Below are 21,564 nucleotides of genomic sequence, written 5' to 3' on the forward strand. Positions count from 1 at the left end.
TTCGGCTCTGCCGCCGGATTGACGATAGAGCCGTCACTTCCCCCGCCGCTTGCCTCGTTACCTTCGTTACTGCTCATACTGGTGTCCACCGTCAGCGTGTTACCCGATTTCGACGCGCCGTTTCTGGCCTGCACCGACAGCTCCAGTACTTTGCCCACGTCTGCTGACGTGATGTCGTAAGGTTTAACATTACCCGGTGACGGCACCACGTCTGTTGTCGTCGCGACACTTGCTGCCGACTTACCTTTTTCATCCCAGGCATACGCCGAACGATCATCCTTGTTGCCCGTGTTCGCATCGAACTGGTAGGTCCCTGACAGCACCTGGCCCAGCTCAAGCATCCCGGACAGTTTCAGACCGGACACTTTCGGCTCTGCCGCCGGATTGACGATAGAGCCGTCACTTCCCCCGCCGCTTGCCTCGTTACCTTCGTTACTGCTCATGCTGGTGTTGACTGTCAAAACTTTACCGCTTAAATTCAGGGAGTTTTTAGGGAGAAGAGACAACTCTATAATTTTCCCTGCATCTGCGGGCTGGAGGGTGTAACCAGGAATTTTTCCTGAAGTCGTTATTGTTTTTCCAGATAAGATATCAGATTCGGTTTTACCCTTTTCCCCCCACACATAAACAGATTTATCTTCAGGAATGGTAATATTTCTAACTGACTTTTGTGCAGATTGTGGCTGCAAGTAGGTATAGCTTCCCGTCAGCGTTTGCCCCACAGCCAGTGTTCCGCTCAGGGTCAGTGACTCAGCGGAGGGGGTGACAGGGGAAACAATTTCTATTGATACAGGTGCTAATGAAATACCGCGCACGACAGGAGTGACAACAAGGGTTCCAGTTCTTGTTCCTGCAGTCATGGTCGCTTCATAGACTCCTGGTGAGGTTTCTTTAAAAGAAGAGAGGACGGGAACCGTGCCGGAAGTGCCCGCCATTTCTAGATTCAAAACAATATCTCCTGCAAGCCCCGTAACAGGATTACCGGCACCATCTTCCAGCTTCAGGATGACGGAAGACGTACTTTGTGCATCAGCAGGTAACGTGTTTTCAGCAAAAGCAAAGATGCTCTCTGTCAGGCTGATACCAGCGGATGTCACTGTAATTTGTGTTTCTGCCCGATTCGAAACATTACCTTTCATATCGACCGCAACAGCAGAAACTATCCAGCTGTTCACTCCTCCTTCCGTGTATGGCGGAAGCGTAACACTGTATTTTTCGCCGGACTGCATGATACTGCCGCCCGCCGCAGTGAGAGCTGTGTCATCCCAGCGAACAGAGCTTAGTCCGTATTTTGCCTTGATGCTCAGGTTCAGATCTTTTGTCTGTTTGGATTCGCCGGTGATAAGTGAATCAACCTTAAGGCGGATTACCTCCTGCTTACGGTACTCAAGCACAATTTCATTATTTCTTTCTACAAGATCGTAACGGGCGCCTGCAAGTGTACGGGTTTCTTTCACGGTATCTGGGTCAACCTGGCGACTCCAGGAGCCGTTAATGTCATATGTCAGCCCGATATTGAAACGAGTATCACCATCACCTGATGTGGTTCCCTGTTTTCTCTCAATGCCTAGACTCAACAGCGGAAAAGGGGTATAGCTTAAGCCTGCCGTCAGGGCGCCGGGGTTGCGGGTGCGGTTATTTTTTCCAAATAAGCCAACTTCATTACCGTAATACTGCTCATAGGCCAACGAGCCACCAAGCTGTGGTAAGGCAGGAATATACGCCTCAGTGCGTAAATCAAAGCCGTTAGCCGGTCGCTCATCGTAATCTGTTACATCTGGTGAGGCTCGCCAGTTGCTGGTTCTGAAGTAGCTGTTCGCCCCAAACTTTAGATAGTCTCTTGCAAGCTCGAGGCCGAGACCGACACGGGAATGATCGCGTCTTAGGTCATAATCAAAAAAGGCGTTATAGCCAAACATCCACTCCCCTTCAGGGTAATGCCGCTGGCCTATACCCAAGTTAGCCATTGTCCTGTCGTCAATATGTCTTAAACCGAACTGGGTGAACGTGAGCGAAGACAGGGTATCGTTCAGAGGAATAAGCAGATCGAGTTCACTGCCGTCCACCCGACCTTTATTATCAATGTTAAGTTTAGCTCTTGCCGTCCCTGCACCACTCAGCCAGTTGTTGATTTCCTGATTGGCCTGATTAACAGCAAATCCCTTAGCCTGAGCAGCAACCGAACCCGCGATATCGGAAGACTGCAGTATCCCGGCAGCAGTTGTACTTCCTGAGGCCAGTTTATGATCGAATTGGTTATCTTCACTCATCACTGGCGCTATGCTGTCTTTTATGAGCTCAGCAGGAATGTCTATCTCGTCTCCTGTCTGCAGTCCCTCGAATGGCTTACTGTATTTACGCAGCTGATTAAGCTTTTTAAGCTGTGCAATAGAGAGCTGAAAACGTTCAGCAACGGTGCTCACCGTCTCTCCCTCAGCAAGCACGTAAGGTTTTACCGGCAGGTTTGCCAGTTGTGAGTCTGTGAGACTTATAACACTGTGAGTTTCTGAAATTGCCGCTGAAGGAGTTAAGGTTACAGAAACTGGAAAGGCGAGCTGGACAAGTATATTTGTCCACGCAACAACCTTCACCCCTTGCTGGGACCTGAGTTCACTTATTTTCATATTATAATTACCGTTGAAATTTTATGACAAATAGTCGCGTATCAAATGCAATGTTCGAAAATAACAAGAGCAGATATCAAAAGTAGACAAACAATGTAAGGAGGTGTAGTTAAATTATTCAGGATTATAATAAAAACAAGAAAATTACAAAAATAGGGGGGTGGGTAGCTGTAAAAGTGAAGTTAATATTAAGGAAATTAATCTTCTAAAAGTGTGTAGACAGATCATAAACAGAAAACTGAGCACATTCAGGTCGTTATCGGAATAGTTCAGACCGATAATAAGGACTGTTTTCTTTATATCCCGTTGCGGTCTTTTACTCACTTGCCAACGAGATCATTTTGACCAGTTTTTGCAGGCTACTTCTGCCTGTAAATCCAATACGCTAAGCCATGCTTCATCGGCTTACCTGATTTAGCTGTAGGGAGTTTATCTGCAATAACAGAGTACCGGAACACATCTCAAAGCTTCAAATCAGGACGATTACGTTCGAGAATCAGGATTCGGGAACAATGTCCCAGTGTCTTTACAGTGGCATTTTTTCATCCAGCAGAAGATGTCAACAGAGACAGCTTCGGGTGCTGATAAAATAAACGGAGCTCCTGTCGAGCCAGCCTTGAGCAGCCAGCACAAAGCTCAGCAAGTGAGTGCTCTGCAAAACAAGAAATAAAACCGTTATTCTCACTAAACTCCTCGACCAAGTGAAATATACATAAAGGGTTATATAACAATATGCTAAAATCTTCAGTGATTATCGTAAATGCAACTTGCGACACAGGAATTTGTAGGTACGTAGGATACAAAGAATAAGAATAAAAACAAAAACCCCATAAATCAGTGATTCGTGCGAAGTTATTGACATCATTTGAGCGAAGCATTATATTAAATCCGCTGTTAATTATTAATCCTGTGGATTGATATATTTGCCGTCGCTTGACGGCTTTTTTTACTATCAATTGCTCACAAAAATTTCACACAAGAAAATCAGGCCAGTTCTAGATTGATAACAAAATCATTCTTATGTCTGAAATTCATTCCTCTAATGTAATTGTTAATAAAATAACTAACACGGGCCTCGGGGATCTGCATTTTTTTGGCGATATCTCTGTAAGTCATTTTGTAAAACGCATAGTAGTATATCACTTTCTTCTCCATGACTTTGCTTTTGTATTTAGAGGGAGACGCTTTTGATAAGCTGGATTCTCGTAGTTCTAGTAAATCATTTAGCGCCCCTTTCTTTAACTGAACCACATCTAAAAATCTGTATTCCCTGTCATGAAAAATAACCGATGTAATTTTTCTGAACTGATCGTCATAAAGGATAAGTATTTCATCCTCTGGTGCCACCGAACAAAGATTAAGAAATTTATCAACTTCATTTTCATGAAAGAGAAATATGTTGATATCATGCAGCATTGATTTCAGTCCAACATACAGGTAGTTATCATGACTCATCAGTATCGCATATTTTTTCATTTTCACCTCACATCCCACAATTGTTTAATATAAAGTCCAATTTTAGAAAGATGAGCTGGGCTGATTAGATTACTGTATTCTTCAGCACTACTGCGTTCAACGTCAACATCCCACTCACCGTAGCCCTCATAAGGGTAATAGGTATTGAACGTATAATGAATCAAAAGGAGTAAAGTATAGTGACTTATATCGCCTCCGTCTTTGCCTTTATCTTTTAAAATAGAATTAATAATAATATCCGAACGTTTCATCACATCCTCATGCAGATTCAAACAAAAAAATAAGAATAACTAAATATAACGTAGCCAATCCTAACAAGGCACATAAAAAAAACAACGTAATAATAAATAATTTAAAAAAAACCATAAAATACAACAACATAAAAAATATAATTTATTTGTAAGTTATTTATGAAAATACAACACAAGGCATCAGATAGGAAGAAAAGACAAAAATTTACTTTTTTACAATATCTAAAATAATAAAAACTCGGTATGATGTAAGAGGTTAATCACTGAGTTTAATTTATATGTTAAGTCGCAAAAAATCAGATAAAAAAAGTAAGTGGTACATTTTAGCTGTCATAATACTGATGTACCTTCCTGTTTCTCTTGATGCCACAATACTCCATGTAGCAGCACCTTTACTTTCAATAGATTTGAAAGCGTCTGCAGATGAAGTCCTTTGGATTATTGATATTTATTCTCTTGTGATGGCCAGCTTCCTTCTTGTTATGGGCGTAGTTGGGGATAAAATAGGGGCAAAAAAACTTGCCATCATGGGAGTGATTATCTTCGGATTGGCATCATTTATAGCAATGATATCAACCACTGCTATGATCTTAATAATCGCGAGGGGTGTGCTTGCCATCGGTGCAGCAATGATACTTCCGGCAACATTGTCAGCACTGAGGATTTCCTTCTCCTCAAACAAGGAGCGTGCAGTTGCATTGGGGATATGGTCAGCTGTCGGAACAGGGGGCGCCGCGCTGGGACCAGTCGTCGGAGGGCTATTACTGGAAAAATACAGTTGGGGATCTGTGTTCTTTATCAATATTCCCGTATGTATCCTCGTCCTCGTAATGGCGTTAAAATTACCTGACCTTAAAACCGCTGGTGCGAAACGAAAAATTTCGATCAGTGACCCACTTCTGCTTATTGCGTCGATCCTGTTAATCATTTTGTCAGTAAAAACATCCGCACGTGAAGGATTCTCACCACAATTATTGGTACTTTCAGCCACTGGGATATCGCTGATAGCGGTATTTTTGCATCGTCAGAAAAGTTCAGAGAACCCTATGCTGCAGCTGTCTTTTTTCAGGAACAAGACTATTGTGGCGGGGATTATACTTGCTCTAGCTTCAATGGTTTCGTTAGTTGGATTTGAATTCTACGTTTCGCAACAACTGCAGCTGGCTTATGGAAAAACACCTCTCCAGGCTGGATTATTTCTGCTACCCCTTATTCTAGCTAGTTGCCTTTCAGGGCCCTTCATTGGCTGGACGCTCGATCGAACGGGTATCCGATTGATTGCAGTCGGGGGCGTGGTCATAAGCGCTGCAAGTTTCGCTGGCATGGCATTTACCAGCTTTGATACTCAAATCTGGAATGCATGGCTTCTGATGGTCGTGCTTGGTTTCTGTATTGAAGCGGCATTACTGGCATCGACAACTGCAATCATGAATGCTGTACCTGCGAATAAAGCCGGAGAGGCTGGTGCGATAGAGGGAATGGCTTATGAACTTGGGGCAGGTATTGGCGTCGTTTTCTTTGGCCTTCTGATGGCATCAACATTCAGGAATAATCTGCATGACTTACAGCCAGGCTATGACAATGTCAATATTACCGGGATCGGGAGTTCATTGTCCGAAGCATTTTCTTATGCAGCCACCCTTCCGCAAAATGAAAACTCAATTGTACGAGACGCATCGATAACGGCATTCCTCAACTCCCATTCTACTGTCATGCTTGCTTCATCCTTCTGCCTGACCTTACTGGGACTATGCATATATATCCTTCTGAAAGACCGTTCGTCGAATAGCTAACTTCCCTACTCCTCCCGGCAAAATTCGTTGCAGGGAGGATCATAGCAGCAGAAAAGCGATATGTCATATATTAAGTAACTTTGTCGCCGGAAGTTATGCACACTTTCGCAGGAAAAATGCGTCATTTTTTGTGGAAAATAATCATAACCACCTAGATCAGTTATGGTTTTTCAGGATATTCAAAAAAACTAAAAAAAAAAATGAATCTTTTTCCGAGGGATTATTTTCTTATTTAAGCAGAAAACCGACAGTCCGATATCACGGATTAAATGCATGGCAACACATACCATCAGGTAGCCGCTTTACCTGATATTTCCGTAGCATCATCCGGGATGTGGTACGCAGTAATGTCTTGCACCAAGATAAGCTAAGGATAGGGGATGGTGTTTAATGAGGATTGGCAGCATAACCGGAACATGTCATTGATTAACAGTAAGCTCATTATGCTTTGTATATAGGCAATTTAAAATAAACTTTATGAGATTATAATCTGTGAAATTAAAACGCCCTTTATCAGGGCGTCTTGTATTATTCATCGGTTTTGGGTTTTTCACATCCTTGCATACCGAGGAGACTGAGGATCAGGCAGCCAAGCTGATGACCGCTCTCACCGCTCTGCCAGGAGCCCGAACCCGGCTTCTTAGCGATTGCCGGGCTTACTGCTAAAGCAGACAAAACAGAAAAAATAAGTACATACTTCTTCATGCAAACTTCTCCTTTTTTATCGATTTCCGCTTTTGAAACTACCATATGAAGCTTTTATTTATTTCAGGGATTCAGATGTAGTACAGTTAGTATGTAAAGTAATGTTAAAACTAAACTCCAAATATGGAAGATCACCTAACATATTTTGCTTTCGTTCCTGTAAAAGAAAAAAATTATTATTTTTCTTTTACTTCCATGCCGGACTATGAATCACTCTATGAGTGTCAACAATTTAGCCTCTTTTCTTCACACAACTTTTACGAGTCTCATCTTCCCTTTTCATAATGATATCCCGTGTCTCATCCTCTGTTGTGACCGGAAACCCCATGTTGTCATACGCAGCAAAGCTTATAAGACGATAACCGTACAGTTTCGTATCAACAAATGGCAGACGAAATTCTTTTTTTTCACCTGGTAGTATCTGACCAAATGAAGCTATACGCGGCTCGCCTGTTTTGCACACGTCATCAACGGGAACAATCACAACGACACCGCCAGCAGCAGCGCTGTCACCTTTGTTTTCCACCGTTCCGCCAACAATGAATTCGTTCTCAGCACCGGCACCCATGTGAAAAAGCAGGCGAACATCAGCATTGGCCAACACTGCACCAGATGACAACGACAAGGTAAGAACCATATAACGAATGATATTCATATATAGGAAACACCTTTTTGAATACAGAAAACCCTCAGCACCTCAGCCTAAAAAACAGGTTGCTATAAACGAATTACACAAAAATACCCCCCCAAAATGCTCTCTCCACATTAGGGGGGATAAGTAGTGAAAAGGGTGCTGTAGCACATTACGATGCATAAAAATTAATAACATGCTACATCTCCCCCCTCGATGTAATAATAACCAGCACACACTGAAAGTTAAAAATTAATTTTATTTAAATTATTAAAAATTAGAATTCTCTATGTTAACTAACCATCATCCTCTCAGAGTAAAAATTAGGAACCACTATTACACATGAAAAAAGGATAGGAAAAACCTTCAAACAAATATAGCCCAGTGTCAGGAGAGCTGGCTTTAATATAAAGTTCCTCGCCAGGTTTGTCCGGTAAAAAATAAGTATGAAAAAAGTCGCTATCTACATCATCATAGGAACTCACTTTTTCCTTAAAGATCTGAATTCCATACAATCCAACCTTGCCATTTTTCTTTAATGTAAAATTGTAGGTTCTGTCGATGTCGACCTTCTTGCCTTTGCTGTTTAGTACGCCAGTAATATGCAAAAAGCCTTGTTTTTTAGTGCCCAGCGCAAGGACATAAAGTGCATCAAGCGTATGCTGCTCACCATCTTCAAAAACATCATACCGTACGTCCGCTTCACATTTCTGGATCAAGGTATCCTGACGCGGGTTTTTATACAGCATAAAGCCAATTGCTGCAGCCAGTATTATGGTAAGAGAAATCATTCCATAGAGTAAGATTTTATGTTTTCGCATTTAAGATAACCTGACTTATCATTTTTAAAGCATAAAGAGACAAATAAATGCTTGGCACGAGCTTTGTTCAGTGATGAAAAATCGTAATAGACATTTGCAGGTTTACTCGAACAGCTTGCCCGGATTGACGGAAACTGGCTGAGCACCTTCTCGAAAGGTATCCCATCAGAAGAAAGATTAAAGACATCGCATTGTTCAAATCTAGCCATGCCCTGGATCTTTTTATTCAGTGTACTGATCCCCCTCTCCTGAAGGCTCAAAAACACCATGATGACCAGCAGCGTAACGACTGTCATACCCGCAGAAAGAAGATAGACACTATAACGTCTACGAGACACAAAGCGCCCTGAAGTCTGCTGAACAGCATCCGCTCTGTCGAGCTCCTGAACCTCATTTTTTTCTGTTATGTCAGTTTGTTCTTCATGTAGTGCGACAAAAGCATTCAGCTGAAAACCTATTTTAGGTACAGTACGCAGATCGACCTCGGTATCACTGAGGCTGGTAAAGTATTTCCGGAGTACGCTGATATTGTTATTCAAGCTAGCATCAGAAGGTGCGTAACCGTTATCCTCCCAGACTTTTTTTAACAATAAGGCACGCGGAAGAACCCTGTTAGGATGCTTTACAATTTCTTCCAGTAAACGGGATGCTGTCGTGGTCAGTGGAACGATGACATCCGGACTGGAAGCGGAAGATATTTGCTTACTGTCACTGTCAAATAATATTGCATTTTCAATAATATATTTCATTTTTTGGTACCAGACGCACTGAAAAAATGTGTTTATTAAAGATCAAACCAAAACTGCGGTACCGTTATCAGAAACCCTGGAGCATTTTCAGCTCTTATCCCCCATGATCAGAATGATATATGCAGTACCAGTATAAACCCGTGCACAGCTTCTTAACCATATCATCCGCATTATCAGCAGATATTTGTTTCCTTCAGGAAGCATTTGCTCACTAAAGGCAGCTCAATGTTAGTCATTATCATGTATCTTTCCATACTCAGCATGTCCGTCCCTACACAACATTGGACGCCGGAAGTGGATATGGGAATGCACAGACCGTCCTCTGCTAAGCTCAGTGTATCCTATATAGCCGATCTCCCTGAGCAGCTCCATCGCTTTTCTTACCGTGTCATTTTCGTAATCGTCCGGAAAGTGAGATTGAGCCTCATACTAAGACCTCCTAATAGAAATCAGGACAGGATCGGGAAGTAGACTTTTTATGATGGTATATAGAGCCATTGCTGATTTTTTACTTGGGAGTGTATTGATTTCTCTCGGTTGTAACAACACTTTGCGATCAAACTGGTAGCAAGGATCGGCCTTAAGCACGATAGCAGCAATCCCCCCCAGAAAGGCTTCTATTCGCTTTCGCAACTTTGCAGAACAATGTGCGGTACTGATGTAATAAAATTTTACAAAATTTACACATGGTAACTTCAACCACTTGCTAAGCGAGTGAAATTTTGAAATGACATGGATGATTCCGATCCATACCTTGAAATCATTATCCATATCTAATCTTTCGTCGGTAATCTTGGTTTTTTCATATTGTTCGGAACAAGCAAGGCTGTGTTGCCAGAGTACATCAGTAACATAATTAGTTACCATGGAATCCGTTCTTCCGCATTCCCTGGATTTCAATCCAAGCACAAAGAGTCCAAGACGTATAAGGGCGACAGACTGAACGGTGTTGTTAGAATCTGGTAACAGACTCACTATTCCACCATCTTCTTTCTTATGCTCCACAAGACGATTCCCTGGCCATATTAATATTAGTGTTCATAACACCAGAACCTCACAATAGGAAAATAATCAAAAATATAAACCATCTTTATTTGACACCTTGAATGAGATATGGTATCGATCATTTGCTTCTAGGTTATACTTTGCTTAATATTATAGAGAATTTTAAAAAATACAATTTCTTCAGTGCATAAGAATGTTACGTTGAATGAATATTTAGCCTCAGCTTACTCACCAAAGTAGATACTTCACTCATTCTACTGCTTCAAGGATTTCATAAAAGAATGATTGTGAAGAAAAAAACCAGATATCGGTTTTTTATTTTTATTTTGAAAATTCTTAATTTCTATGTCACCCATAAGAATAATAATTTCTTATTAACCATTTCCATTTAGCAAATTCCCTCCCTGTTCATGACGCCCCCATTAGGAACGAAAACAATTATAGTTATATTCTTATTTTTTGTGGATAGTAATAAACATTTGACACGTCATTATATAATTTCTGAAAAAATTATCACACTGAGACTGTCGCAAAAAAAGATTCCTCAATTAAATCAAATAGTAAAAAAGAAACGCGTAATTCCGATGTATCTTTTTTGTCATTTGAGGTAATTAATCGCATGCATCTTGGACTGACCCCACAACAGTAGACATTTCCTGTCCTCACGACGAGGCCTGTTCAAAGGCCTCCGGACTGACGCCGCCGAGGTGGCTGTGGCGCCGGGCCCGGTTATAGAACACTTCAATGTAATCGAAGATATCGGCCCGGGCCAGATCCCGGGTTTTATAGATACGTTTTCTGATCCGTTCATTTTTCAGTGAACTGAAGAACGATTCGGCCACTGCATTATCCCAGCAGTTGCCACGCCGGCTCATACTCGGGGCCAGATTATTGGCCCGACAGAACCGTTGCCAGTCGTCGCTGCCGTACTGGCTGCCCTGGTCCGAGTGTACGATGACCTCGCCGTCCGGTTTTCGCCGCCAGACGGCCATCATCAGCGCGTCGAGTGCTAGTTCGCGTGAGAGAGTGGGCTTCATCGACCAGCCGACCACATTACGGGCGAAGAGATCGATAACCACCGCCAGATACAGCCAGCCCTGCGAGGTGCGGATAAAAGTAATATCTGTGACCCAGACCTGATTGGCCCGGACAACAGTAAACTGCCGCTGCACGCGATTAGGGGCAACCACTGAAGGTCGGCCGGCGATACGACGCGGCGCTTTATAGCCGCGCACGGCTTTGATGTGGTTCAGTTGCATAATACGACCCACCCGGTTTTTGCCGCAGGTCTCCCCGATTTCGTTCAGGTCGCCATGAACCCGCCGGTAACCGTATACACCTTCGCTCAGTGAATATGAGTCACGGATAAGCGTCAGCAGGCGCTGGTTATCTTTATCGCGTGCCGAGACCGGGTTATGCAGCCACGCGTAGAACCCGGCCCGGGCGACATTCAGTACCCGACACATTGTCATCACACCCCATACAGTGCGGTGCTCATTGATAAAGCGGTACTTCAGTCGGGCTCCCTTGCAAAGTACCGCGCGGCCTTTTTCAGGATATCCCGTTCTTCTTCGGTGCGTTTTAGCTATGCCCGTAGTTTCAGGATCTCGCTTTTGGCTTCCAGTAAATCCCGGGCATGCTGTTCGCTGTTATCGGGTTTAATAGCCCGTAGCCACTTATAGAGGCTGTGTGCAGACACGTCCAGGCGTTCAGATACTTCGGCAACGGAATAACCGCGTTCCGTTATCTGACGGACGGCTTCTTCCTTAAATTCAGGTGTAAATCGTGGTGTGCCCATACGCTCCTCCTATGCTCAAACTATAGGGCAGGATCGTCTACCGGGGCGGGGGCAGTCCACCTGTCCTTCCTGTGAGGACACCGCCATCTGCTGGCGAGGGCGGCTGGTCAGCTCTGGCGCAAAATTGCTTTCGCTGCTTTTACGCCAGAGTCATGAGCGTAATCCACCTGAGACATAACAACACCCGCCCAGTAGATATTCCCCACAGGCTTTAGTACTCCCTCTTCATCCTCCCAGCAACCATAGGCACCCAGTGAGTATGGATCGCTCGACCAGTCGTGCATGGTCGCCTTTTGATACGTCAGATCGCTTATTCCGGTGAGATCGCGAACCACACGCAACATACGCTCATAACGGTCTGATTCAGAGAGTAAAAGCAGCGTTCTGGCATTATCACCGCTTGACCAGCCCACAAGTACCTGTCCGGGATAGTCGGGAATACCGGCGGATGCATTCCATACGCAGGGGATAATATGAGAAAAATCATCCAATCTGTCAGAATGTAGCGGAAGGACTTTTCTGTCAAAAGACATAATTATTTTTACAACGGGAACGCTGTTTCCTGAACGAAGTGCACCCATTTTCTCGTCAGAAAGTTGCGGCATGAAGGTCACGTTACCAGCAAGGATCACAGGAGCCGGAAGGGTTACAACACAATTTTTTGCACTGAATTGCAGCTGTTCGCTGTTATGAGTCGCAGTAACCAGAACGGAATTGCCATTGTCCTGGATCCGGGTCACAACCGTTTCCAACTGAACAGGCACCCCCTGGCTTAACGCTCTGAGGATGCTGTCATAGCCCTGAGTCAGTCTGAAGTCACCGCCATCTGGGTCAGGATTGTTTTTCGAAGCATTCTGCCACAGCTGGGGCAGTTCACCGGAAATTTCTCTAGGATGCATTTTGTCAAATGGCTCACGGTCTATGGTTTCGGCCAGTAACGACAGTGGTCTATTTTCTTTCTCTATCCCCAGACGATTCAGATACTCTTCAGCGTTTTTGTCGGATTTCAGAGGCTTAAAACTTGACGGTTGTTGAGGTTTGTATAATGGAAATGAATAGAAGTGCGCTTCGCGCGCGGAAACCCATGGTGTATTTGCAGAATATCTGGCGAACATATTTTCAACAGGGTGGGTGGGCATATTCAGATTTTCTACCATTTCCCAGAGACTGTTTTCACCCGGCCCACCATGAATGAGCTCCGCACCCAGCTCTACTTCCACGTGCTCCGAAAACGAACGATCGGTCCAAATTCGCCCCCCTGTACGCTGCCGGGCTTCAATGACAATAACGGACCTGCCTGCATCCACAAGTTCACGTGCAGCCGATAGCCCTGCCGGGCCCGCACCAATGATAATAGTGTCTGCATTCCTTGCCGCCGTGAGCCCGATCTGACCGGCAACTGACGTTTTTATGAGACTGGCAGAGAAAAATAACGCGCTGCTTCCAGCAATAAAATCACGTCTCGACGTTGCCATGCATATCTCCATCTGTTACTTATTACGGGGGCGTGATAATGAATATTACGGTATTTTTTGATTGAAAATTCATTTTCTGAAAAAAATAGGTTAAAGCGAATGCAGTCAGGACTCAAGCGCCATCAAACCTAAGGCAATAAAAATTATATTAAAATATCTTAGATAATAACTGTAAATTATATAATTATAATTCAGGCTGTACCAATTTACGTATAAAGTGCAGGCACGAAGAGTGGGTTTTGCATCACATCAATAATGATTTTTTCACCCGACACTGCCGATAGCATGGGCAGATATTAAGAACATCGTGGGGCAATTTTAGTATGCATATATCAAAGCAGCGTTTTCTTCGGATAGCAGCTGAAATACTAAGCTGAACACTATCTAACTTATAAATTTTAAGTTATAGCTTATGGGTTAGATATCTTTCCACCAGGTCTGATATCGTCGGCATACGTTAAGTCCCTCCCCTGTTCATGGTTAGGAAAATGAATCATCGTTTTAAAAATATCCTGACCACGGATGTTATCGTCGAGAGCGTAATGGTTGCGGGTGGATGTGGCACTTATGACGATAAAATGCGGTTTTCGGTGAGTTTTTAACCTGAAAGCCGTTTTTAAGGCGAACTTATCCCGATGCCTATGCCAGAAGCCATCGTTTCCGATCGATGTTATGCAGCCTTTCTGCCACTAACTCCGTGGCGTGTCTGCCAGCCTGTGCACTGCTGAAGCGCAGCCGGTTGCCGCACAGGATGCATCTTTACGGATCCGTGTGCAGGAACGCCTTCATCAGCGCGGCGAAGCCCGGTTGTTCCGGATTTTTCCGCGCCTCCATCTGCAGGGCATCGTATACCTTCGGCAGCAGCTCGCCGCGTTTCCGGCTGGACAAAAAACCTTAGTTGCGCACCATCTTAAAATGCTTCGCCGGTACGTCGCTGATTTGGCGTCCAATCATCTATTCCTGGGTCAGGGGCTGCTGGCGGTACTGCTGCGCGCGGTGGTAGTAATAGTGATGTACCACGGCGCCACCTCTGTAGTGCCTGAGCTTCGCCGCCGACACCGGAGGGCGCAGAAGATACCGCCCTCCACGCCCTGTTTGCGGGCCCACCGAAGCATGGCACGGGTGGCTGCGCGGAACAGGGCCTGAGCAGAGGCCAGTTGTTGTTAAAAAAGGGCCAGAGCAGGTGGGGCATGGTAAAGGTGATATGCTGTCAGTCGCAGTCGGGCAGGATGTGGCTCTGCTGCGACACCCACTGCTCCGTGGCTTTAAAACCGCAGGAGCTGCAGGCCTTTGACTTGCAGCTCTGGCAGAAGAAGCGGGAGTGTGTGCAGTCAGCCGATGTGCAACAGTAGCGGCGAACGCCCATGCTGGCGGTGCCGCAGGCGAGCATGCGCTCGACGCAGAGACGGGTCCACGGGGTCACGCTGTCGCCGAATTTATTGACGAACAAATTCCAGCCGTCATCGACGGTGAAGAGCAGTTTGGCAGGGCGAGAAATAAAGGCGGACCTCCGTCGGACAGCTTTGCGAAGTACGCCGCGCTTTTTTTAATATGTCCCGTTCGTCCGTAACCCGCGTCAACTCTTTCTGAAGACGGCGGATTTCGGCCTGAGCATCTGACTGTTCATTACGAGTGGAAGAATCCGGACCGTACTTCTTTATCCAGGCGTAAAGACTGTGAGTGGTGATATCGAGACGTGTTGCAACACTGGAAACAGAATGACCACGATCAACAACCTGTTTGACTGCTTCAATTTTACTCTCTTCAGGATAACGCTTAACGCTCATGGACACCTCTCTTTAAGTCATCTTAAATGACTCTGAGGTATCTGTTAAACCCTTGGCGATTCACACAGCGCTATTTATTATCGTGTTTTAAAGGCATGTTCTTTTAGGGGGGGGTATACTTATCTGTAGGTGAAAAACATAAATTGAGACGAGAGGGTGTTAGATATAAATACATTTTAGGATTTTATTTATAATTTTTTTTGTTCTTATTTGTGCGTGCGTGTGTTCTTTCTGAAATAGATTGGTGGTATTATAGTTAGCGTTTAGAATGGTGTGGGGAAATGTTGTAAAGATAAAAAATGTCATTGTTATTACTTTATCTGTCGTTATTTCGCCTGCAGCACTGGAAAAAATGCCCTGCAGCGGTTCTCGTGGGTGGCAAAGCGCAAAAACAGGTAACCAGCTTGGCTGCACCATAATGGGTTTACTTAACATTGCGGGATACAAACGCCCGGGGATGTCCGGAAAAGACAAAAATCCCTAGTCCAAGCGTTGTCTTTTCCCGTCATTCTTAGTCTGTTAAGCATATAATTATTTTTCAGGCATATTATAAATATGCGAGGCAATGTAACAGTTCGGCATGTATGCCGTACATTTCAATTTAACATGTTACAATTAATTTAAAAAGGAGTTCTCATGTATGCCTATATCCTTCTTGCTGCAGCAATCGCTGCAGAAGTTGTTGCAACAACATCAATGAAAGCCTTGTCTGGCTTTTCTAAGCCCCTACCCCTTGTTCTGGTCGTCGGGGGCTATGCCATAGCATTCTGGCTCCTGAGTATCGTGGTACAAACGATACCTGTCGGGGTAGCCTACGCAACATGGGCTGGGATGGGTATTGTACTTGTGAGTATTGCATCCTATTTCGTCTACGGGCAAAAACTCGACATTTTTGCAATTGCTGGCATGTTAATGATCGTCTCCGGAGTTGTCTTTATTCAGGCACTATCAAAGACTGCAGGTCACTAACAGATGATACCTTTCTTGCATTCCCTGTCTATTAATTGACTAGGGAAAAGTGAGCAAAAAAGTACCATATGGCAGCATGTTCGGAATCTAATGGGATATAATAGGCACTTATTAGAAAAGCACTGCTTATTCTACTCGTGCTGTCTCTTTACATCAGCGGAGATACAGGGAGCAAGCCAGCTTGACGTTGACAGATAGATCGGGCCATCTTGCATGGTGTGCCCTGGTGGCGCTTGCGCTGGCCAGACAGGATGGTGGCGTTCTCTCGCCGGCCCAGGAAAACCTCTTTCTCACCAGATGGCTGGCCACTGCGCTGAAGCAACGCAGGTTTTCGCGTGATGTGGCACCCGATATTGAATGGCTTCTGAAGCAGGGGCACAAGCTGGGCGTCAGCGCGAAGCTGGTCAGCAAGTTGAATTACCTCTGGCGTTCCTGCACCGGCGAGTTGTCTGAACAGAACGATCTGTTCCGGCTGACCTATGCGCTGGAAACAGCGAAAGATATGAACTGGAACTACCGTCTGCTGAGCGATCGGGAATGGTCCGGCCAGTATGCTGTGGCGCTCAGTGCGGGCGTGAACGCCATTTATCTCTCACGGGCCAGCCTCGATGTCGTTTTTGACGACAACGGCCGACAGATAAATCGTCTGACAGCACGTCTAACGGGGAATGTATCGGGGATGATGAAGATGTTTAATCACTGTGGCTGGCTTGTACAACCTGAAGAGGATGCCTCCCAGCCCCACCTGTTTACGCTGATCGTGAGAAAGGGAGTCTCAGGAAAGAATTAGTGGCGGATCGGCCCCAGTTCGTCTTCCGTCAGATCGGTCATTTTCATCACAGTAATGCGGTTGATGCCGTTCTCCAGCATGGTGCGTGCCACTTCCAGCTTGCCTTCGTTACTGCCTTTTGCAGTCGATGGAGGTATATACAAGGGTGTTTGCGCTGGAGCTGGCCGCAACCATTGCCGTTCCATTTACCGGAGGTGGGCGTGATGCCGCTGATATCCTGCGCTTGTTACCGCCGGAAAAATAGACAGGACAGTACAAAGCGGTACTTATCATCCACGCAGGATATTGACTGAGGTGTGCCCATAAGCATACCACAGTCAATATCAGCGACAGGAACCCCGCAACATGACATACCGCAGTCAATATCTGCATTACTTAAACCAAATCTGCGTACAACAGTCAATTTATTGGATGAACGTAAGGGGCTTAGCGGGAAGGATTATTGACTGTGGTATGCACACTACAAACCACAGTCAATAATGTGTAATTCCCCATATCTTAGTCATTATCTGGTTTGACGCTGGCGAGGGCTTTAGCCAGTTTCTGGGGATCAATTCCTGCGGCTTTAAGGGCGTTAATCACCTCATCGTAATTTTGTTCCGGCGTTTCCTCTTCTGGCTCGCGCGGAACTTTCACCGTACTGCTGATAAGTTTTGAATTACGATAATGTACACTGAAGTATGTGGAGCGCCCACGCTTGAACTCGGTGTAATCTAGATATCCGATATCCTTCAGCTGTGTCATGGCTTTGCGAACCGTGTGATTCTGCGTATAAACGTTTGACGTAAGATTCAGTCTGTCCCGCATGCGTTTCATGGAAATAGGCGCAGGATTCTGTGGGAGGCTTTCAATGTAGGTATAGAGTGCCTGAGCAGACTCCTTGCGCTGCAGGGCATCGATGGCTTTCAGTCGCAACAGCACCCGCCTGTCCATATGATACAGCTCGAAGAGCTTAGGCTCAGCCTTAATCTCAACAATATCCTCATGAATGTCATAATACGCGGACTGAACCAAGTGTGTAGTCCACCCTTTCGTCTCGCTCTGAAATTTAAGGGTGACTGAGGCCAGTTTAAACAGTGAATTACTGATCCGCTCGCGCATTTTCTTGTTCGAACGGCGGGAATCGAAACCACACATCTTAACAAACTCGACAAAGGATAATTCCAGTGTGTCATTTTTTACACCGTGCTCTGACATGGAACGAATGATCCCGAGCCAGACTTTGAAGTCCGTATCCATATCAAGACGTGATCCAGTGATCCTGACATCGGTATACCCTTCGCTCTTGGCAATAGACAGCTGTACGAGCTCCTCAGTCGCATCTGTGACGTTTTTGCGGTTAGTCTTGCTCCTGGATGTCGATTTTAACGTAGGAACGAAGAGGCCAAGCCTCATGAGCGCGACAGGCTGAACAGTACTAGCACTGTTGACATCCAGCTTAACAACTTCGCCTGTTGCCTTGTTTACCTCCTCAAGTTTCAGAGGTAACACATTATTTTCCTTAGTCATTTTAAACACCGAGAGTTATCCACAAAAGCAAGTATATACACATATCTCAGTCAACGGAAATACATACCTTAGTTAATACAACTGCATACCGCAATATGTGAGATTGCACACAACAGTAAATATCTAACACACCTCAGTAAATGACATCCCCCTTTCAGGCCAGAAATGACAGGTCTTAGCACGATCCAGGGATCTCTTTTGATCTCACTATGATCTACTTAAGGATCAATTACTGGATCTACACTATGAATAACCTGAGCAAAAATCTGTAAGCACACTACACAGCAAATATTCTATATAATGACCAGTTGCATAATTGACTGAAGAAGCAAAAAAAATCTTTACTGATACACTATAAAATTGACTGCGGAGTGCAGAAATAGCCGGACAGTCATCATTATTAATTCATAACGCCCCTCATATCTCAGTCAACATGCCGCATATGACAGTCAATTTTTAATTGCTCAAATCAATTGTTGCATACCTTTTTCAGCTAAAGAGTGTCAGTTGGATCATATAATTACGTAGCTATTACGCTTCCTGGATGGAGACGATCTAAGTTAGCATCCTTACTGCGTCGAACAGCAGATATTGACTAAGATTTTACAGTAACGATTAGGTCATGGTTTCAGGCTTAACCAGTATCACATTTTGACCAACTTTGCATTTTATGATTCGGTTTGCAAATTTAGTGTTGCTTTGCTTTTTTTATCAAGATTTAATACATCAGTGCAAAGTTAGGTTCAAGGAACGTACAATGGGATTAATGAATACTCTCGATCAATGCATAGCAGCCGGTCATGAAATGACGAAAGCTATTGCAGTTGCTCAGTTCAATGATGACAGCCCTGAGGCAAGACAAATTACGCGTCGCTGGCGTGTGGGAGAAGCTGCAGATTTAATTGGCGTCTCATCCCAAGCTATTCGTGATGCTGAAAAAGCAGGTCGCCTCCCTCACCCAGATATGGAAATGCGTGGCCGAGTTGAGCAGAGAGTAGGTTACACGATCGAGCAGATTAACCATATGCGCGATGTTTTTGGTACACGCCTGCGCAGACCAGATGGCAGTGTTCCCCCGGTCATTGGTGTGGCTGCACATAAAGGTGGGGTTTATAAAACTTCGGTATCAGTCCATTTAGCTCAGGACCTGGCGTTAAAAGGACTCCGCGTTCTGCTTGTTGAAGGTAACGATCCGCAGGGTACAGCTTCCATGTACCACGGATGGGTGCCGGATTTGCACATTCATGCCGAAGACACGTTACTTCCCTTTTATCTGGGTAAGCGTGATGATGCTGCCTATGCTGTAAAACCCACTTGCTGGCCAGGGCTTGATATTATTCCTTCATGCCTGGCGCTGCATCGTATCGAAACAGAGCTTATGGGTCGCTATGACGACGGAAAGTTACCGACAGAACCCCATATGATGCTCCGCCTTGCAATCGAGACAGTTGCTCATGATTATGATGTCATTGTCATCGACAGTGCGCCAAACTTGGGTATTGGCACCATCAACGTGGTATGTGCTGCTGATGTACTGATCGTCCCGACCCCAGCAGAACTATTCGATTACACATCAGCCCTGCAGTTTTTTGACATGCTACGCGATCTGTTAAAAAACGTTGATCTACAGGGATTTGAACCTGAGGTCAGAATTTTGCTTACTAAGTACAGCAACAATAACGGTTCACAGTCACCGTGGATGGAGGAGCAGATCCGCGATGCTTGGGGAAGTATGGTTCTCAAAAACGTTGTGCGTGAAACTGATGAGGTAGGTAAAGGCCAGATCCGTATGAGAACTGTTTTTGAACAGGCTATCGATCAGCGCTCCTCAACAGGTGCATGGCGAAATGCACTTGCTATCTGGGAGCCGGTCTGCAATGAAATTTTTGATCGCCTGATTAAACCTCGCTGGGAGATCAGATAATGAAACGTGCACCAGTTATTCCAAAACACTCAGTGGTACACGCGCCTGTAGAAATCGAGCAGCCAGCTTCCGTTGCTACCGCGGCGCCGATGGTAGATTCATTAATTGCACGTGTTGGCGCCATGGCGCGAGGAAACTCGATTTTACTTCCGGTCTGTGGCCGTGAAGTGAAATTCATCCTCGAGGCCATTCCGGGTGATACTGCTGAAATGGCTTCAAGGGTCTGGTCCGGCAATGAGCGTGACCAGGAACTTCTGACAGAAGATGCGCTTGATGATCTAATCCCCTCTTTCTTGCTGAGTGGTCAGCAAACCCCTGCATTCGGACGTCGTGTATCGGGGGTCATTGAGGTCGCCGATGGAAGCCGTCGTCGCAAAGCAGCTATACTTACCTCTTCCGATTATCGAATTCTTGTCGGCGATCTCGATGATGAGCAGATGATGGCATTATCCCGCCTAGGTAATGACTATCGGCCTACCAGTGCTTATGAGCGTGGTAAACGATACGCCTACCGGTTGGAAAATGAGTTTGGCGGAAATGTTTCGGCACTTGCTGATGCAGAAAATATTTCCCGCAAGATTATCACTCGCTGCATAAACACTGCGCGCTTACCGAAACCAGTCGTCGCCCTCTTTATACATCCTGGCGAGCTTTCCGCCCGGGCAGGTGATGCTTTGTACAAGGCATTTACCGGAAAAGAAGAGTTGCTGCATCAATTAACCGCTCAGCTTCACGAACAGAAAAAAGCGGGTGTGATCTTTGAAGCCGATGAGGTCATCGGATTAATGACTGGAAAACTGAAAGAGAGTTCTAGTGCAAAAGTTAATCTCAGTACACGGCATCAGTTTGTGCCAGGGGCATCCGTACTCTACAAAGGAGATAAGGTTATTTTTAATCTTGATACAACTCGTTTGCCAGCAGAGTGCATAGAGAAAATCGAGTGCATACTTCGGGAATTAAAGCAAAATAAATCATTGTAATCAGAACTGATATCCCCCTTTCATAACCTATTGATTGCTATCCCTGTCTGAAGGTGTTGCTGTTTCGGGGCTGATTTTAGCCCCAAACAGCATCGCTCAGTGCTCACAATGTGTTGAAAGCGATCTGGGACCATGGTCCCACAACGGGTCCCGGTGATGCATTAAACACTACGGCGTCCGCATCCCAGATCGAAACCCTACTGTATTCGATGAACCTGGGACCATGGTCCCACACCAGTTCCCGGTGATGCATTAAACACTACGGCGTCCGCATCCC

General features: G+C 45.1%; 16 protein-coding genes and 4 pseudogenes. 6 read left to right on the forward strand and 14 right to left on the reverse strand.

Annotated features, from left to right (window positions below):
• The 3 genes from AC27FC_RS22920 to AC27FC_RS22930 form a co-directional block, all read right to left on the reverse strand.
• The coding region (locus AC27FC_RS22920) for an inverse autotransporter beta domain-containing protein (protein WP_487160413.1) at positions 1 to 2,423 on the reverse strand (2,423 nt) is incomplete at its 3' end.
• Positions 2,424 to 3,608: 1,185 nt separating this feature from the next.
• On the reverse strand, positions 3,609 to 4,106 hold the full coding sequence (locus AC27FC_RS22925; RefSeq protein WP_487160414.1) for a hypothetical protein: 498 nt from the start codon (positions 4,104 to 4,106) through the stop codon (positions 3,609 to 3,611).
• Positions 4,103 to 4,351, reverse strand: coding sequence for a hypothetical protein (locus tag AC27FC_RS22930; protein WP_487160415.1), 249 nt, complete (start codon positions 4,349 to 4,351; stop codon positions 4,103 to 4,105). Before AC27FC_RS22930 ends, AC27FC_RS22925 begins: the two co-directional genes overlap by 4 nt.
• A gap of 278 nt (positions 4,352 to 4,629) precedes the next feature.
• Here AC27FC_RS22930 and AC27FC_RS22935 point away from each other — a divergent pair, with 278 nt between their 5' ends.
• Positions 4,630 to 6,144 carry an MFS transporter gene (locus AC27FC_RS22935; RefSeq protein WP_487160416.1) on the forward strand — a complete coding sequence of 505 codons (1,515 nt, stop codon included), beginning with the start codon at positions 4,630 to 4,632 and terminating at the stop codon, positions 6,142 to 6,144.
• Positions 6,145 to 6,672: 528 nt separating this feature from the next.
• Here the strand turns inward: AC27FC_RS22935 and AC27FC_RS22940 are convergent.
• From AC27FC_RS22940 to AC27FC_RS22980, 9 genes and pseudogenes are all read right to left on the reverse strand, one after another.
• Positions 6,673 to 6,849, reverse strand: coding sequence for a hypothetical protein (locus AC27FC_RS22940; RefSeq protein WP_487160417.1), 177 nt, complete (start codon positions 6,847 to 6,849; stop codon positions 6,673 to 6,675).
• A gap of 232 nt (positions 6,850 to 7,081) precedes the next feature.
• Positions 7,082 to 7,504, reverse strand: coding sequence for a membrane-associated Zn-dependent protease 1 (locus AC27FC_RS22945; protein ID WP_487160418.1), 423 nt, complete (start codon positions 7,502 to 7,504; stop codon positions 7,082 to 7,084).
• 299 nt (positions 7,505 to 7,803) lie between these two features.
• On the reverse strand, positions 7,804 to 8,301 hold the full coding sequence (locus AC27FC_RS22950; protein WP_487160419.1) for a hypothetical protein: 498 nt from the start codon (positions 8,299 to 8,301) through the stop codon (positions 7,804 to 7,806).
• A complete protein-coding gene (locus AC27FC_RS22955) occupies positions 8,268 to 9,050 on the reverse strand; it encodes a winged helix-turn-helix domain-containing protein (protein ID WP_487160420.1) in 783 nt (260 codons plus the stop codon). The genes AC27FC_RS22950 and AC27FC_RS22955 overlap by 34 nt, the downstream gene beginning before the upstream one ends.
• Before the next feature lie 429 nt (positions 9,051 to 9,479).
• Positions 9,480 to 10,055, reverse strand: a complete 576-nt coding sequence (locus AC27FC_RS22960; RefSeq protein WP_487160421.1) for a hypothetical protein — start codon at positions 10,053 to 10,055, stop codon at positions 9,480 to 9,482.
• Between the two features lie 662 nt (positions 10,056 to 10,717).
• A pseudogene (locus tag AC27FC_RS22965) lies at positions 10,718 to 11,853 on the reverse strand (IS3 family transposase).
• A gap of 107 nt (positions 11,854 to 11,960) precedes the next feature.
• A complete protein-coding gene (locus tag AC27FC_RS22970; protein WP_487160422.1) occupies positions 11,961 to 13,328 on the reverse strand; it encodes a flavin monoamine oxidase family protein in 1,368 nt (455 codons plus the stop codon).
• Positions 13,329 to 14,087: 759 nt separating this feature from the next.
• Complete coding sequence (locus AC27FC_RS22975) at positions 14,088 to 14,216, reverse strand: hypothetical protein (protein WP_487160423.1); 129 nt, start codon at positions 14,214 to 14,216, stop codon at positions 14,088 to 14,090.
• Between the two features lie 322 nt (positions 14,217 to 14,538).
• Positions 14,539 to 15,115 (reverse strand): annotated as a pseudogene (locus tag AC27FC_RS22980) (transposase).
• A 636-nt stretch (positions 15,116 to 15,751) separates the two neighbouring features.
• Between AC27FC_RS22980 and AC27FC_RS22985 the strand changes: the two are divergent.
• Positions 15,752 to 16,084, forward strand: a complete 333-nt coding sequence (locus tag AC27FC_RS22985) for a DMT family transporter (protein ID WP_487160424.1) — start codon at positions 15,752 to 15,754, stop codon at positions 16,082 to 16,084.
• Positions 16,085 to 16,265: 181 nt separating this feature from the next.
• A complete protein-coding gene (locus tag AC27FC_RS22990; protein ID WP_487160425.1) occupies positions 16,266 to 16,874 on the forward strand; it encodes a DUF2913 family protein in 609 nt (202 codons plus the stop codon).
• Here the strand turns inward: AC27FC_RS22990 and AC27FC_RS22995 are convergent.
• A pseudogene (locus AC27FC_RS22995) lies at positions 16,871 to 16,972 on the reverse strand (ISNCY family transposase); the annotation flags it as partial. The gene AC27FC_RS22990 and the pseudogene AC27FC_RS22995 sit on opposite strands and share 4 nt — an antisense overlap.
• 23 nt (positions 16,973 to 16,995) lie before the next feature.
• On the opposite strand from AC27FC_RS22995, the pseudogene AC27FC_RS23000 reads away from it, so the two are divergent.
• A pseudogene (locus AC27FC_RS23000) lies at positions 16,996 to 17,118 on the forward strand (tyrosine-type recombinase/integrase); the annotation flags it as partial.
• A 254-nt stretch (positions 17,119 to 17,372) separates the two neighbouring features.
• Here AC27FC_RS23000 and AC27FC_RS23005 read toward each other — a convergent pair.
• Positions 17,373 to 18,383 carry a RepB family plasmid replication initiator protein gene (locus tag AC27FC_RS23005; protein ID WP_487160426.1) on the reverse strand — a complete coding sequence of 337 codons (1,011 nt, stop codon included), beginning with the start codon at positions 18,381 to 18,383 and terminating at the stop codon, positions 17,373 to 17,375.
• Between the two features lie 757 nt (positions 18,384 to 19,140).
• Here AC27FC_RS23005 and sopA point away from each other — a divergent pair.
• Together sopA and AC27FC_RS23015 are read left to right on the forward strand one after the other, a co-directional pair.
• Positions 19,141 to 20,307, forward strand: coding sequence for a plasmid-partitioning protein SopA (gene sopA, locus AC27FC_RS23010; protein ID WP_487160427.1), 1,167 nt, complete (start codon positions 19,141 to 19,143; stop codon positions 20,305 to 20,307).
• Entirely contained in the window at positions 20,307 to 21,287 is a 981-nt protein-coding gene (locus AC27FC_RS23015) for a ParB/RepB/Spo0J family plasmid partition protein (RefSeq protein WP_487160428.1), read from the forward strand. The genes sopA and AC27FC_RS23015 overlap by 1 nt, the downstream gene beginning before the upstream one ends.
• The last annotated feature ends 277 nt before the right edge of the window (positions 21,288 to 21,564 follow it).

The sequence above is a fragment of the Enterobacter sp. C3_dUdeg genome (genome assembly GCF_057536195.1).